General features: G+C 73.7%; 9 protein-coding genes. 5 read left to right on the top strand and 4 right to left on the bottom strand.

What is annotated here, in order from left to right; genetic code table 11:
• The first annotated feature begins 39 nt into the window (after window positions 1-39).
• Window positions 40-831, top strand: coding sequence for an alpha/beta hydrolase (locus tag ACQPYX_RS01705; RefSeq protein ID WP_433801180.1), 792 nt, complete (start codon window positions 40-42; stop codon window positions 829-831).
• Here ACQPYX_RS01705 and ACQPYX_RS01700 read toward each other — a convergent pair.
• Window positions 812-6325 carry a carboxyl transferase domain-containing protein gene (locus ACQPYX_RS01700; RefSeq protein WP_433801179.1) on the bottom strand — a complete coding sequence of 1838 codons (5514 nt, stop codon included), beginning with the start codon at window positions 6323-6325 and terminating at the stop codon, window positions 812-814. The genes ACQPYX_RS01705 and ACQPYX_RS01700 overlap by 20 nt on opposite strands.
• Before the next feature lie 157 nt (window positions 6326-6482).
• Here ACQPYX_RS01700 and ACQPYX_RS01695 point away from each other — a divergent pair, with 157 nt between their 5' ends.
• Both ACQPYX_RS01695 and ACQPYX_RS01690 read left to right on the top strand, forming a co-directional pair.
• On the top strand, window positions 6483-8336 hold the full coding sequence (locus tag ACQPYX_RS01695; protein ID WP_433801178.1) for a prolyl oligopeptidase family serine peptidase: 1854 nt from the start codon (window positions 6483-6485) through the stop codon (window positions 8334-8336).
• A 10-nt stretch (window positions 8337-8346) separates the two neighbouring features.
• The gene (locus ACQPYX_RS01690; protein WP_433801177.1) at window positions 8347-9093 is read left to right on the top strand and encodes an HpcH/HpaI aldolase family protein; all 747 of its coding nucleotides are present in this window, start codon (window positions 8347-8349) and stop codon (window positions 9091-9093) included.
• Window position 9094: 1 nt separating this feature from the next.
• Here ACQPYX_RS01690 and ACQPYX_RS01685 read toward each other — a convergent pair whose 3' ends face one another.
• A complete protein-coding gene (locus tag ACQPYX_RS01685) occupies window positions 9095-9655 on the bottom strand; it encodes a TetR/AcrR family transcriptional regulator (RefSeq protein WP_433801176.1) in 561 nt (186 codons plus the stop codon).
• Between the two features lie 78 nt (window positions 9656-9733).
• On the opposite strand from ACQPYX_RS01685, the gene ACQPYX_RS01680 reads away from it, so the two are divergent.
• Window positions 9734-10651, top strand: coding sequence for an SDR family oxidoreductase (locus ACQPYX_RS01680; protein ID WP_433801175.1), 918 nt, complete (start codon window positions 9734-9736; stop codon window positions 10649-10651).
• A gap of 155 nt (window positions 10652-10806) precedes the next feature.
• On the opposite strand, the gene ACQPYX_RS01675 is transcribed toward ACQPYX_RS01680, so the two are convergent.
• On the bottom strand, window positions 10807-11286 hold the full coding sequence (locus ACQPYX_RS01675) for a Dps family protein (RefSeq protein WP_433801174.1): 480 nt from the start codon (window positions 11284-11286) through the stop codon (window positions 10807-10809).
• Between the two features lie 209 nt (window positions 11287-11495).
• Between ACQPYX_RS01675 and katG the strand changes: the two genes are divergently transcribed.
• On the top strand, window positions 11496-13745 hold the full coding sequence (katG, locus tag ACQPYX_RS01670; protein WP_433801173.1) for a catalase/peroxidase HPI: 2250 nt from the start codon (window positions 11496-11498) through the stop codon (window positions 13743-13745).
• 98 nt (window positions 13746-13843) lie between these two features.
• Here the strand turns inward: katG and ACQPYX_RS01665 are convergent, their stop codons facing one another.
• Window positions 13844-15355 carry a catalase gene (locus ACQPYX_RS01665; RefSeq protein ID WP_433801172.1) on the bottom strand — a complete coding sequence of 504 codons (1512 nt, stop codon included), beginning with the start codon at window positions 15353-15355 and terminating at the stop codon, window positions 13844-13846.
• Between the last annotated feature and the right edge of the window lies 1 nt (window position 15356).

The raw sequence follows: 15356 nt of genomic DNA, 5'->3' as shown, positions 1-15356 counted from the left end.
GCTTGCACTTTACCACTGCTTGCCGCTAGAACTGGTTGCATGTTGCCACCAGTTGAGTCCCTCGGCCCCGACGACGGGTTCCCGGTCCTGCTGATCGGAGGCGCCACCTGGTCCCGCGACTGGTGGGACGAGATCGCGACCGCCCCGCTCGTGGAGCGCGGCCTCCGCGTGCTCCGCTACGACCACCGCGACACCGGCGAGGCCGAGCACTGGCCGCCGGGCGCGCCCGGCTACACCGGCGCCGACCTGACGGCGGACGCGCTCGCCGTGCTCGACGGTCTGGGCATCGGGGCGGCGCACGTGGTGGGGCTGTCGATGGGCGGCGGGATCGCGCAGGAACTGGCCCTGCGCCACCGCGAGCGGGTCGCCGGGCTGACCCTGGTCGCGACCACCGCCGTCGACCCCCGCGTCACCGGTCTCCCGGGACCCGATCCCTCGCTCGCGCCCGGCCCGGAGCTCGACGACCCGGTGGAGACGATCGTCGAGGGCGAGCGCCCGTGCGCCGGTCCCGGACGGTTCGAGGAGGACCGCGTCCGGGCGATCGCCCGGAACGTCGTGGCCCGCACGAAGGACCTGGCGTCCGCGCCCAACCACGTCCTCGTCGCCGGCGACCCGAACCCCGGGCCGGACGACCTCTCCGCCCTCGCCGGACTGCCCGTCACCGTGGTGCACGGCAGCGCCGACCCGGTCTTCCCGCTCGAGCACGGCCGGGCCCTCGCCGCCGCGATCCCCGGCGCGGAGCTCGTCGTCGTCGAGGGCATGGGCCACCAGCTCCCGCCGGAGCGGGACTGGCGCGGCGTCGTCGGGAAGGTCAGCCCAGGGCGGCGATGATCCGCGGGCGCAGCTCGCTCGCCGAGATCACGGCGTCCACCGATCCGACCTCGACGGCCCGGTGGATGCTGTGCACGCGGTCGAACTCGGCCGCGACCTCGCCGAGCTTCTCCGACCGCACCGCGGTGCGGACCTCCCGCAGGCGCGCGGCGATCGGCGCCCGGTCCACCTCGTCGGCCCCCCGCACCGCCTCGCTGAGCTCGGTGACGCGCGGATCGGCCTCGGTGCGCTTGTCGACCTCCGCGGCGAACACCACCGCGGCGGCGGGCGCCCCGCCGATCACCGAGGCGAACGAGCCCTCGACCGCCAGCACCGTCATCTGCGGGTTCAGGGCCTTCGAGAAGACCACGAACGCGCCCCCGTGGTACCGCGAGATCACGCAGAACACGATCGGGCCGTCGAAGTTGACCACCGCCCGGCCGATCTCGGCGCCGTACTCGAGCTGGATGTTGCGCATCGAGTCCGGGGAGCCGTCGAAGCCGGAGAGGTTCGCGAGCACGACGACGGGTCGGTTCCCGCTGGCCGCGTTGATCGCCCGCGCCGCCTTCTTCGACGACTTCGGGAACAGCGTGCCCGCGGTGTAGGTGTCCGGGCCGTCGGTCGGCGGGAAGCCGCGGCGCGGCACGGAGCGCGACTCGATGCCGAGCAGGCAGACCGGGTGGCCGCCGAGGTGGGCGTCGAACACCACCGCCGTGTCCGCGTCCGCCATGCCCGCCCAGCGCTCCAGCGTCGGGTGGTCGGCGTCGGCGAGCGCCCGCATCACGGTGCGGATGTCGAACGCCTTCTTGCGGTCCGGGTTCGTGGTCGAGGAGAAGATCTCGCCGATCGTGGTGAAGGTCGAGTCCGGTACGTCGTGCGGCGCCGTGGTGATGTCGCGGTCGACGGGGTCGGTGGTCGGCAGCCGGCGGGGCCCGGGCTCCCCGGGCACGACGTAGGTGTGCTCGTGGTGGGCGAGCACGATGTCGCGGGCGCTGCCGAGGTCCGGCGCCCAGTACTGGGCCTGACCGTTCGGGCCCATGACGCGGTCGTAGCCGCCGATGCCGAAGTTGTCCTCGGCGGAGACGCCGCCGGAGAAGTCCAGCGACTGCTTGCCGGTGAGCACCATCGCCGACTCCGGCGTCATCACCAGGATGCCCTTGGTGTGCATGAGCATCGTGGCCTCGGCGTTCCAGTACGGCTGGGCGCCGACGTTGATCCCCGCGACCACGATGTCGATCTCGCCGCCGGCCTGGGTGAACTCGATGATGCGCTTGAGGCCGCGCGCCACCCAGTCCATGTTCTCGGTGCCGGACTGCATGGCGATCCGCGCGCCGGCCGAGAGCGCGTACCACTCCACGGGGACCCGCATCGCCTCGGCGAGGTCGAGCGCGGCGATGATCCGCGAGCACTCCGGCTCGGAGACCGCGCCGAGCGCCTTCGTCGGGTCACCGGCGAGCACGACGCGGGTGACGCCCTCCGGGTAGGCCTCGGTGGGGGTGGTGACGACCGCGACGACGATGCCCGCGACGTTCCCGCCCGGCGCCCGGTCGACGGGGACCAGCCGGCCGTCGGACAGGTCGTGCTCGACGACCCGGCCCTGGTCGCCGGCCACGACGTTCAGCACCTCGTAGGGGTGCACCGTCCCGCGGCGGCGGGCGCGCATCACCTTCTGGCCGTAGTCGTCCATCGGCGCCAGCCGCTCGGTGGGGGGCGGGCCCACCGAGTACTGCACCCCGGCGCCGGGCTGGGAGTAGAACCGGCCGGTGATCGGGTAGACGCCCTCGGGCGTGGCGATCCGACCGGAGGCGAGGACCTCGTCGATCCCGGCGCCGGAGGTGATCGGCGCGATGCTGGCCCGGACCGCCGTGACCTGCTCCAGCTCCGCCTCGATCGGCGGCCAGATGTGGATCCAGACGTGGTTCATGTCCAGCGGCACCGCCCGCGACGAGCGCGCCGCCCGGGCCCGGCGGATGCCCTCCACGCAGTCCGCGATGGCCCGCTCGACCTGCGGCAGCGAGGCCACCTGCCCGTCCGCGTCACGCACCACGGCGAGCTCGCGGACCTGGGTGAGGGCGACGAGACGCTGGTCGGCGGGGTTGTCCTTCGCGACGGCGTGGTAGAGCAGCACGTCGTCGGGGGCGTCGACGCGGGTGATGTCGAAGTCCCGCAGCCGCCACAGGTCCAGGCGGCGCCCGACCATCGGGTGCACGCCGCGGACCAGGTCGTCCTCGACGAGCCCGCCGTCCTCGCCGGGCCGCATCGTGAAGTAGCCGACCGGACGGCCCGGGGTGCAGACCGCCACCGCGACGCGGCGCACGGCGTGTGCGAACGCGGTTGCGCCGAGCCGCTCGCGCAGCGCCGCGCAGCACGCCTCGGCGTCGTCCGGCGCGTCCGGCCAGGCGAGGTAGAGGTCGACCACCGCGGCCTGGCCCGGGGCGTGGGCGGCGACGCGTTCCCCCAGCGCCGTGACGAGCGCGCTGTCGGGCGTCAGCTCGTCGACCGTGCCGACGGTGGACACCAGCCGGGTCGGGCGCCCGTCCAGGACGTAGTCGGCCTCGATGCCCGGGCGGTCGGCCACGGTGGGCGTGTTCAGGTCGGCCAGCTCGTAGCCCCGGTAGTGCCGCCGGGTCAGGACGTCGAGCAGCGGCTCCCGGACCGGGACGCCGGCCAGCAGCCGGTCGGCGAGCAGGCCGACGACCCGCTCCGGGGTGGCGGCGAGCGCCTCGATCCGCTCGGCGCGGTCCGGGGCGTCGGGGTGGTCGTCGAGGTAGGCGAGCTCGGCGGCGACGCCCTCCAGCGCGACGGCCCGCTCGCTCGCGACCACGGGCTCGTCGAACCAGCGGTAGCGGACGCTGCGGGCGAGGTCGCCGACCGCCGGGAAGCGCCGCTGCATGGCGCGCACCAGCCGGTCCAGCAGCTCCCGGACCCCGACGGCGCGCTCGTCGTCGATGGCCGGCTCCACCAGCCAGCGCTGCAGGATCGCGGTGACGATCGCGAGGTCCGGCGCGGAGCGGCCCTGCGCGAGGAAGACCCGGAAGACCACCCGCTCCAGCTCGGGGGTGCGGGTGAGGTCGTCGATCCCGTAGTGCGCGAGGACGCTGCGCAGCTTGGTGGTGAACATGTCCGGCAGGCCGGCGCGCTCGACGTCGAGGCTCTGCAGGTAGGTGTGGAAGTACTCGCGGGGGCTGTGCACCCGCAGCTCGGCGCGGGCCTCCTCGTCGGCGGGCCGGTTGCGGGAGAGCTCGGCGAAGTCGGCGAACACCGCGAGCAGGTCGATCTCGGCGTCGTGGACGTCCTCGCCGGCCGCGGCGCGCGCGTCGCGGTCGGGCAGGTAGCGGGCGAGGGCCGCCTCGGTGCCCCAGCCGCCCCGGGCGTCGTCGGACCCCGGCCCGACGTCGTAGCCGAGCAGGACCGCGACGAGCTCGTCGAGCGCGCTGCCGGCGTCGTCGTCGGCCTCGGGCAGGTCCAGCTCGGCCGCGGCCGGGTCCTCCGGCGCGGCCGCCTCGTCGGGGTCCTCCAGCGGCTCCAGGCGGGCCAGCGGGGTGCCGGTCTCCACCTGGCTGCCGGTCGAGACGTGCAGCTCGCGCAGGACGCCCGCGAACGGCGCGTGGAGCTGGGTCTCCATCTTCATCGACTCGAGCACGAGCACCGGGGCCCCGGCCGCGACCTCGTCGCCCACCGCCACCGGGGCGGCCACGACCAGCGCCGGGGCGGGGGCGCGGACGACGCCGCCCTCGTCGCGGCTCACCCGGTGGGCGATGCCGTCGACCTCGACGAAGTGGACCGGACCGTGGGTCGCGGACAGCACGCGGTACCCGCGCCCACCGACCACCACGCGGCGGTGGTGGCTGTCGAGCGGGTGCACCGTCGCGTGCACGACGCGGTCCCCGTCGCCGTCGGCGCCCACGACGGTGACGCGGAAGCGCTGGGCCCCGATGCGCGAGACCTCGAGCCGGTGGCTGCGACCGCGCAGGGTGAGGTCGAAGGGCCGGGCGGAGCGGTGGCCGATCTGCGGGCGGCCGCCCCGGGCGGTCTCCAGCAGCCGCGCGACCTCGACGCGCTCCTCGCTCTCGTAGGCCTCGATGGCCGCGCTGACCAGCGCGATGCCGGAGTGCCGGTCCTCGACGAGGCCGCCCTCGGCCCGCACCCGGTCGATCCACCCGGTGTCGGCGGACCCGTCGATCACCTCGGGGCGGTCGAGCAGGGCCAGCACGAAGCTCTTGTTGGTCACCCCGCCCTCGACCACGACGGCGGTCTCGGCGACCGCGCGCCGCAGGCGGGCCAGCGCCTCGTCGCGGGTGCGCCCGGAGGCGATGATCTTGGCGATCATCGAGTCGAAGTCCGGCGGGATGACGTCGCCGCGGCTCACGCCGGTGTCGACCCGGATGCCCGGCCCGCTCGGCAGCTCCAGCAGCTCGATCCGCCCCGGCGAGGGCGTGAAGTCGCGGTCCGGGTCCTCGGCGTTGAGCCGCGCCTCGACCGCGTGCCCGACCTCGGGCGGCTTCGACCCGGTGAGCCGGCCGCCGGACGCGACGTGGATCTGCAGCCGGACGAGGTCGGTGCCGGTGGTGACCTCGGTGATCGGGTGCTCGACCTGCAGCCGGGTGTTCACCTCGAGGAAGGAGAACGTCTTGTCGCCCGGGTGGTAGAGGAACTCGACGGTCCCGGCGCCGCAGTAGCCCACGCGCTGCGCGAGCCGCTCCGCCGAGGCCTTCAGGTCGTCGGTCTGCTCGGCGGTGAGCAGCGGGGACGCCGACTCCTCGATGATCTTCTGATTGCGCCGCTGCACCGAGCAGTCGCGCACGCCCAGCGCCCAGGCCGTGCCGTGGGCGTCGGCGATGACCTGAACCTCGACGTGCCGCGCGCCGGTGACCAGACGCTCGAGGAAGACGACGTCGCTGCCGAACGCACGGCGCGCCTCGTCGCGGGTGTTCCGGAACGCCGCCCGCAGGTCGTCGGCGCCGCGGATCGTCCGGATGCCGCGTCCGCCGCCACCCGCCGCGGCCTTGAGCATGAGCGGGTAGCCGATCGTCTCCGCGGCCTCCAGCGCGGCGTCGAGCGAGTCGACCGCGCCGCCGCTCCACGGGGCGACGGGGACGCCCGACTCCTCGGCCAGCAGTTTCGCGCCGATCTTGTCGCCGAGGCGACGCATCGCCTCGGCGCTCGGCCCGATGAAGGTGATGCCCGCGTCCGCGCACCGCTGCGCGAAGCCCGGGTCCTCCGCGACGAAGCCCCAGCCCACCCACACCGCGTCGGCCCGGACGGCGCGCAGGGCGTCGAGGAGCCGGTCGTGGTCGAGGTAGGGACGGTCGGCGGCCGCCCCGAGCGGGTACACCTCGTCCGCCTCGCGCACGAACATGGCCGCCGGCTCCGCGTCGGTGGCCAGCGCGATCGTCCGGATCGGCTCGTCGTCCCCGCCGCGGCGCTCGGCGTTGATGTCGCGCACGGCGTGGATGAGCCGCACCGCGGACTCACCGCGGTTGACGATCGCGATGCGCCGCAGAGCGGAGGGCATGGGGCCTACGTCGGACGCCATGGCGTGAAACTTGCCGTTTCCGGCGCGTACTCGCCAGTCCGTCGCGGTGCGGAACTGCGCACACGGCCCCGGCGGTACGCGCTACCCGGGGTCCGGCCTCGACGGGTGGTCGCACGGCAGGGGCATGATCTCGGGGGTGGAGACCCGACGCGATCCCGCCGTGGACGTCCCCGAGGCCCTGTTCGCCGACGCGGAGGCCGAGGCCCGCTGGCGCGGCCGTTTCACCGCCGCCCGCATCTCGGTGCCGGACTGGGCCCGCGACGCCCCGGAGCGCAGCGTCTACTCCTCCAACGCGAGCGGGACCTGGGAGGTCTACGCCTGGGACCGCGGCACGGGCACCCACCGGCAGGTGACCGACCGCCCGAACGGGACCCGCGGCGCGACGGTCTCGACCGACGGCGACTGGATCTGGTGGTTCGACGACACCGACGGCGACGAGTTCGGCACCTGGGTGCGCGAGCCGTTCGCAGCCGGCGTCGGGACGGCCGAGCCCGCCGTGGCCGGGGCCGAGCGGGGCTACCCGGCGGGCCTCGACCTCGGGGCGACCACCACGGCGATCGGGTGGTCGACCGACGACGGGTCGACGCTCGCGGTGCAGGTGGGCGACGCCGCGCTGCGCACCGTCTACGCGCACACCGAGGACGCCGGGATCGGCGCGCTCTCCCGCGACGAGACGCTGCTCGCGATCTCGCACTCCGAGCACGGCGACTCACGGCACCCGGCGATCCGGGTGCTGCGCCTGCCCGGCGCGGAGGCGGTGGCGGACCTGTACGACGGCGAGGGCCGGGGCCTCGAGCCGGTCGAGTTCGCGCCCGTGGCGGGCGACCCCCGGCTGCTCGTGCAGCACGAGCGCCGGGGCCGCGACGAACTGCTGATCTGGAACCCGCTGACCGGGACCGAGACCGAGCTCGCGATCGACCTGCCGGGTGACCTGTCGGCGGGCTTCTACCCCGACGCGACGGCGCTGATCGTCGCGCACACCCGGGCGGGTCGGACGACCCTGCACCGCTACGACCTCGCCTCCGGCGCGCTCACCGACCTGCCCACGGCCCGCGGCTCGGTCGGCGGCGCCGACGTCCGCCCGGACGGGTCGGTGGAGTACGGCTGGTCGTCGGCGGAGCAGCCCTCCAGCGTGCGGGTGCTGCGCCCGGACGGCACGGACGAGGTGCTGCTGACCCCGCCGGGCGAGCGGCCGGCGCCGTCGGTGGTGCTGGAGGACGCGTGGGTGCCCGGCCCCGGCGGCGAGGTGCACGCGCTGTACTCCCGGCCGGCCGGGTCGAGCGGCCCCGTGCCGACGCTGTTCATGATCCACGGTGGGCCGCAGGCCGCCGACGAGGACCGCTACTCCGCGGTGCGCGCGGTGTGGCTGGACGCGGGCTTCGCCGTGGTGCACGTGAACTACCGCGGCTCCTCGGGCTACGGCTCGGCGTGGCGCGACGCCATCGAGGGGCGACCCGGCACCACGGAGCTGGAGGACGTCGCCGCCGTGCACTCCTGGGCCGTCGGGTCCGGCCTCGCCGACCCGGCCGCGTGCGTGCTCGAGGGCTGGTCCTGGGGCGGGTACCTGACGCTGCTCGGGCTCGGCGTCCAGCCGGAGCGGTGGGCCGTGGGCGCCGCCGGGGTGCCGGTGGCGGACTACGTCGCGGCCTACGAGGACGAGATGGAGCCGCTGCGGGCGTTCGACCGGTCGCTGTTCGGCGGGTCGCCCACGGACGTCCCGGACCGCTACCGCACCGCCTCGCCGCTGACCTACGTCGACGACGTCGTCGCCCCGGTGCTCGTGCTGGCCGGGGAGAACGACCCGCGCTGCCCGATCCGGCAGATCGACAACTACCTCGACGCGCTGGCGGAGCGCGGCAGGCCCTACGCGATGGTCCGCTACGACGCCGGGCACGGGTCGCTCGTGGTGTCCGAGACGCTGAACCACACGGCCGCCGAGATCGCCTTCGTGCGGCGGGCGCTCGGCATGTCGGTGCCGGTCGCAGGGTAGGAGAGCCTCCGTGCTTGCGGACCAGCTGCGCAGCGGCGCGCGGACGATCGGCTACTGGGTCCTGTCGGACAACCCGCAGGCGGTGGAGCGGATCGCGGGCGTCGGCTACGACTACGTCTGCTTCGACGCCCAGCACGGCCTGCTCGACTACCGCGCCCTGCTGAACGGCCTCACGGCGCTCGACGCGCGTGGCTGCCCGGGGCTCGTGCGGGTGCAGGACAACCAGCAGTTCTGGATCGGGCAGGCCCTCGACGCCGGCGCCGCGGGCGTGATCATCCCGATGGTGAACTCGGCCGACGACGCCCGCGCCGCGGTCGCCGCGTGCCGCTACCCGCCGACCGGACGCCGCTCGATGGGCCCGGTCCGCGCGGAGCTGCGCTTCCCGACGAGGCCCGCCGAGGCCGACGCCCGGGTGCTCTGCCTGCCCATGATCGAGACGGCGGAGGGGCTCGCGGCGGTCGAGGAGATCGCCGCGGTCCCGGGCGTCGACGGGCTCTACATCGGCCCCTCCGACCTGCGCCTGGGCCTCGGCGGCGCCGCGCCGGACGACCCGGCGTACGACGAGGTCTTCGACCGGGCCCTCGAACGGGTCCGGGCCGCGTGCGCCGCCGCGGGCATCGTCGCCGGCATCCACACCCCGAGCGGCGCCGTCGCGGCCCGGCGCTTCGCCGAGGGCTTCACCTGGTGCAGCGTCGCGAGCGACCTCACGCACCTCGAGGAGGCGGCTCGGGGCCACCTGGGCGAGGCGCGGGGCTGACTCAGGCCACCACGGCGCGGAGCACCTCGACGGCGGCGCGGAGGTGCCAGGGCAGGTCGTGCTCGTCGTCGAGCACCCACCGCGCGAAGGCGAGCCGGTAGGCCGCGACGCCGACGTCGGCGGCCAGCACCGCCTCGCCGTCGGGAACGCCGCGGCCCCGCAGCACCTCCGCCATCGCGGTTCCGGCCCGCGCGAGCTTGATCAGCTCCCGTTCCTGCAGCTCGGGGTGGGCGTCGATGACCTCCTGCCGGGCCCGGGAGTGCGGTCGACGCTCGTCGTCGAGCCAGCGTCCGGTGGCCTCCAGGCCGAGGACGACGGCGGGCAACGCGCCCAGCTCGGGCGGCGCGGCGTCGAGGGCCTCGAGGATCACCGCGTGGAAGTCGTCCTGGCCGGCGAAGAGCACCTCGCGCTTGTCGGCGAAGTGGCGGAAGAACGTGCGCTCGGTCAGGCCCGCCCGGTCCGCGATCTCCGCCACGGTCACCCGGTCGTAGCCGCGCTCGCCGAAGAGCTCCATCGCCGCGTGCTGCAGACGTCCCTGCGCCCCCGGCTGCCATCGACCCATGGCTCCGATCCTAGGGATGTCAGACTCTGACATGAGGGTGTAGCGTCGATGTCAGTCACTGACATCGAAGGAGTTCCCATGCGCGTGTTCGTCACCGGTGCGTCCGGCTGGATCGGCTCGGCCGTCGTCCCGGAACTGCTCGCCGCCGGTCACACCGTCTCCGGGCTCGCCCGCTCCGACGCCTCCGCGGCGGCCGTCCAGGCGGCCGGCGCCACGGCCGTGCGGGGCGACGTCACCGACCTCGACGTCCTGCGGTCGGCCGCGGCGGGCGCCGACGCCGTGGTGCACCTGGCCTTCCGCCACGACATCGCCTTCACGGGCGGCTTCGCCGACGCCGTCGGCTCGGACGTCGCCGCGATCACCGCGCTCGGCGAGGGTCTGCCCGACGGTGGGGCGCTCACCATCGCGAGCGGCATCCTCGGCCTCGCGTCGGGCGAGCCGGCGACCGAGCGGGACCTCCCGGACCCGGGCTCGATGGCCGCCGGCCGCCAGGCGTCGAGCGACGCCGTCCTCGCGCTGGCGCCGCGCCTGCGGACGTCCGTCGTGCGCCTGTCGCCCACCGTGCACGGCGAGGGCGACGCGGGCTTCGTGCCGCGGCTCGTCGACATCGCCGGCGAACGGGGTGCCTCGGGCTACCCCGGCGACGGCGCGGCCCGGTGGACCGCGGTGGCCCGGGAGGACGCGGCCCGCCTGTTCCGGCTGGCGATCGAGGTCGCGCCGGCCGGGTCGGTGCTGCACGCCGTGGCCGACGAGGGCATCCCGATCCGTGAGATCGCGGAGACGATCGGCCGCCACCTCGCGGTGCCGGTGGAGTCGGTCCCGGCCGACCGGCTCGGCGACCACTTCGGCTTCCTCGCCGGCTTCCTGGGCCTCGACAGCCCCGCGAGCAGTGCGGTCACCCGCGAGCTGACCGGCTGGACGCCCACCGGGCCCGGGCTGCTGGAGGACCTGGACAAGGGCCACTACTTCGACGCGGCCGCGCGGTCGAAGTACTGACCCCACCGGCCCCGCGTGAGGGGAACCCTCATGCTGCTGGAACGACAGAATCCTCCCCTCGCATCCGGGCGGTCATCGGTACCGCCGGACGCGAGGGGAGGATCCGACGCTCTTGTGGTGCGAGGGTTCCCCTCACGCGGAGGGGGTGGCGGACGTCAGGCGGCCTGCTTCGCCTGCCACATCCAGTGGGCCTCCTCGAGCTTCGCCGTCTGCCCGATCAGCAGGTCCTCGGTGACCGGGTCCGGCTCCGAGGTCGCGGCGATGCGGGCGCGGTGCCGCTCGATGACGACGGCGAGGATCTCCACGATCTTCGCGGTCACGTCCTCGACGGAGTGCCAGCCCTCGTCGAAGGTGGGCAGCCCGCTCGTCTTGCCGACCGTCTCCGCGCGCCCGTCGGGCGAGACGCCCAGGGCGGCGGCGCGCTCCGCGACCTCATCGGTCTGCGTGCGGGCCAGGTCGACGAGCTCGTCGAGGTGGAGATGGGCGTCGCGGAAGGTGCGGCCCAGGACGTTCCAGTGGGCCTGCTTGCCGATCAGCGAGAGGTCGGTGAGGTCGGCGACGGCCTCCTGCAGCACCCGGCCGACGACGTCCTGTGCCTCGGCGGGCAGCGGGCTCGTGATGGGCGCGGTGGTCATGTGTCTCTCTCCTCCCGCGGCCGGTGCTCTCCGGCCGCTCACGGTGTGTCCAACACGAGGATCGCCCGATTCCTGCCCGGCCATGCCGAGAGCCGCCCCACGATAGGTGAGGCGTCCCTTGCCCCCCGGGGGCCCACCGGCGGCTCCGGTTCGGTCCCGCGGGCCGGGGTATGCGGGTGCCGAACGTCCTCCAGCAAAGGGGCCCGCACGTGACCGACTACGCCGAGTACTCCGACGTCCTCGAAGGTGCGTGTCCCTTCGGGGGCAACCGCATCGCGGGGGCGGAGACCAGCCCGCCGACCCTGTCCGACTGGTATCCCGACCGGCTCCGCGTCGAGCAGCTGCACCGCAACGGGGCCGCGGCCAACCCGCTCTCCGACGACGACTACTCCGCGGCCTTCGCCTCGATCGACCTCGCCGAGCTCAAGGCCGACATCCGCCACTTCATGACGACGTCGGTCCCCTGGTGGCCGTCGGACTACGGCAACTACGCGCCGCAGATGATCCGGATGGCGTGGCACGCCGCCGGCACCTACCGCATCGCCGACGGGCGCGGCGGCGCCGGCCAGGCCATGCAGCGCTTCGCGCCGATCTCGAGCTGGTGGGACAACGGCAACACCGACAAGTCGCGCCGCCTGCTCTGGCCGATCAAGAAGAAGTACGGCTCGGCGCTCTCCTGGGCCGACCTGATGATCCTCACCGGGAACGTCGCCCTGGAGGTCATGGGCTTCCCGACGACGGGCTTCGGCGGCGGCCGCCGCGACGCGTGGGAGGCCGACGACGCCACCTACTGGGGCCCCGAGTACATCGACATGACCGACGTGACGTCCTACGACGACATGGTCATCCGCGGCGAGCGCTGGACCGGCCGTCCCGGCGACGCGGACTACGAGCTCGCGCAGCCGCTCGCGGCCTCGCACCAGTCCCTGATCTACGTCAACCCCGAGGGCCCGGAGGCGAACGGCGACCCGGCCGCCTCCGCGAAGGACATCCGCATCACCTTCGGCCGGATGGCCATGAACGACGTCGAGACGGTGGCCCTGATCGCGGGTGGCCACGCCTTCGGCAAGAGCCACGGCGCGGTCGCGGCCGACCGGATCGGCGCGCCGCCGGAGATCGCGCCGATCGAGGCGATGGGCCTGGGCTGGCACAACCCCGAGGGCAGCGGGAACGCCGAGCACACGATGACCAACGGCATCGAGGGCTCGTGGACCCAGAACCCCACGCAGTGGGACAACTCCTACCTCGAGAACCTGTTCGGCCTCGAGTGGGAGCAGACGCAGAGCCCGGCCGGCGCCTCGCAGTGGAAGCCGGTCGACGCGGACGCCCCGAAGACCCCGGACGCCCACCTCGACGGGGTCGAGCACCCGCTGATGATGATGACCAGCGACATCGCGCTCAAGGTCGACCCGGTCTACCGCGAGATCTGCCAGAGCTTCCTCGCCGACTTCGACTACTTCACCCAGGAGTTCTCGAAGGCCTGGTACAAGCTGACCCACCGCGACATGGGCCCGAAGTCGCGCTACCTCGGCCCCGAGGTCGCCGCGGAGGACTTCATCTGGCAGGACCCGCTGCCCGCCGCCGAGGGCGCCCCACTCTCCGACGCGGACGTCACGCGGCTCAGGCAGGCCGTGCTCGACGCCGGGCTGTCGGTCTCCGACCTCGCCTACACCGCCTTCTCGTCGGCGGTGACCTACCGCGACACCGACAAGCGCGGCGGCGCGAACGGCGCCCGGATCGCCCTCGCCCCGCAGAAGGACTGGGCGATCAACGCCCGCACCGTCCCCGTCGTCGCGAAGCTCCGCGAGGTGGCCGAGGCCGGCGGCGCGAGCCTCGCCGACGTGATCGTGCTGGGCGGCTGCGTCGCGGTCGAGCAGGCCGCGAAGGCCGCCGGGGTGGAGGTCTCGGTGCCGTTCACGCCGGGCCGGGTCGACGCGACCCAGGAGCAGACCGACGTCGCGCAGTTCGAGTGGCTGGCCCCGGTGGTCGACGGGTTCCGCAACTACCGGCTCGAGTCCTTCCCGCAGATCACCTCGATCGCCCCCGAGGAGATGTTTCTCGACAAGGCGGCGCAGCTGGGCCTGTCCGCCCCGGAGTGGGTGGTGCTCACCGGTGGCCTGCGGGCGCTGGGCTGCAACCACGACGGGTCGGGCGTCGGCGTGTTCACCCACCGCGTCGGGGTGCTCACCACCGACTTCTTCGACGCCGTCACGAGCATGGACTACGCGTGGACGAAGGCCGACGACGCCGGCACCGCGTTCACCCTGGACGACCGGGAGAGCGGCCGCCCGGTGTTCCAGGCGAGCCGCAACGACCTCGTCTTCGGGTCGAACTCGCAGCTCCGAGCCGTCGCCGAGGTCTATGCCGGCAGCGATGGCCGGCAGCGCTTCGTGCGGGACTTCGTCGCCGTGTGGGACAAGGTGATGATGGCCGACCGGTACGACGTCAAGGTCGGCTGATCGGGCTGATTCCCACCTGCCCGCCCTGAGCGAACGGCACTCTCGCGCACCCTATGTGCGCGAGAGTGCCGTTCGTTCGGATCAGGGGTCGGGGTCGCTCAGCTCTGCGCGAGCTGCTTCGTCTCCTGGCCGAGGAGCTCCCGGGTGGCCTGCTCGACGCGGTCGCCCATGCCCCGGTCGATCGAGCGCCAGTACTCGAACGCCCGCTCGAGGACGTCCTCGCCGACGCCGCCGGCGAGGTGACCGGAGACGTTCGTGACGAAGCGGTCGCGGGCGTCGTCGTCCCAGACCTCCATCATCAGGGTCCGGGCCTGGCCCTCGTCCGAGTCCTCCGGGTGCGCCACGTACGCGGCCCGCTGGATCTCGCCGTCGGCGTACCAGCTCGGCGGCTGCTCCACGTGGCCCTGCGGCACCTGCGGGCTGCCCTTCGAGTTGGGCACGTAGACCGGGTCCACGCTGTTCACCACGCGCATCGCGCCCGCGTGGGTCTGGGCGTTCGTCGGGTTCTTCGGCGCGTTGACCGGGATCTGCTTGTAGTTGACCCCGAGCCGGGCCCGGTGTGCGTCCGCGTAGGCGAACCCGCGGGCCAGCAGCATGCGGTCGGGCGACAGACCGAGCCCGGGCGGCTGGTTGTTCGGCTCGAACGCGACCTGCTCGATCTCGGTGTGGAAGTCGACCGGGTTGCGGTTCAGCGTGAGCCGCCCGACCTCCTGCAGCGGGTAGTCGCCGTGCGGCCAGACCTTGGTGAGGTCGAACGGGTTGAACCGGTAGGTGCGGGCGTCCTCGAAGGGCATGATCTGCACCTTCAACGTCCACGACGGGAACTCGCCGCGCTCGATGGCCTCGAACAGGTCGCGGCGGTGGTGGTCGTTGTCGATCCCGCACATCTCGTCGGCGCGGTCCTGGGTCATGCACTGCACGCCCTGGTCCGAGATGAAGTGGTACTTGACCCAGAACTCCTCGCCCGCGGCGTTGATCCACATGTAGGTGTGGCTGGAGTAGCCGTTCATGTGCCGCCAGGTCTCCGGGACCCCGCGGTCGCCCATCAGCCAGGTGACCTGGTGCTTCGACTCCGGCGAGAGGGTCCAGAAGTCCCACTGCATGTCGTGGTCGCGCAGCCCGTTGTCGGCGCGGCGCTTCTGGCTGCGGATGAAGTTCTGGAACTTCATCGGGTCGCGGACGAAGAAGACCGGCGTGTTGTTGCCGACCATGTCCCAGTTGCCCTCGCGGGTGTACAGCTTCAGCGACCACCCACGCGGGTCACGCCAGGTGTCGGGGCTGCCGCGCTCCCCGGCGACGGTGGAGAACCGGATGATCCCCTCGGTGACCTCGCCGGGCTGGAACACCGCGGCCTTCGTGAAGCGCGAGACGTCCTGGGTCACCTCGAAGGTGCCGAACGCCCCGGAGCCCTTCGCGTGCGGCTGGCGCTCCGGGATGCGCTCCCGGTTGAAGTTCGCCATCTGCTCGATCAGGTAGTGGTCCTGGAGCAGGATCGGGCCGCCGGGCCCGACCGTCATGGAGAACTCCTGGCTCTGCACCGGGATGCCGGCGTCGTCGGTGGCGACGCCCGCGGTGAGGTCGTTGCTGTTGCCGGATCCGTTCGCGCTCACG

This window comes from Actinomycetospora sp. CA-084318 (genome assembly GCF_050955885.1).
Taxonomy (GTDB): Bacteria; Actinomycetota; Actinomycetes; order Mycobacteriales; family Pseudonocardiaceae; genus Actinomycetospora.
This window is presented reverse-complemented; position numbering and strand designations above follow the sequence as displayed.

Excerpts from the sequence above, each read along its gene's own strand:
- ACQPYX_RS01675 (WP_433801174.1), bottom strand. The coding sequence starts at position 11,286 with ATGACCACCGCGCCCATCACGAGCCCGCTGCCCGCCGAGGCACAGGAC.
- ACQPYX_RS01685 (WP_433801176.1), bottom strand. The coding sequence starts at position 9,655 with ATGGGTCGATGGCAGCCGGGGGCGCAGGGACGTCTGCAGCACGCGGCG.
- ACQPYX_RS01680 (WP_433801175.1), top strand. The coding sequence starts at position 9,734 with ATGCGCGTGTTCGTCACCGGTGCGTCCGGCTGGATCGGCTCGGCCGTC.
- ACQPYX_RS01700 (WP_433801179.1), bottom strand. The coding sequence starts at position 6,325 with ATGCCCTCCGCTCTGCGGCGCATCGCGATCGTCAACCGCGGTGAGTCC.
- ACQPYX_RS01705 (WP_433801180.1), top strand. The coding sequence starts at position 40 with ATGTTGCCACCAGTTGAGTCCCTCGGCCCCGACGACGGGTTCCCGGTC.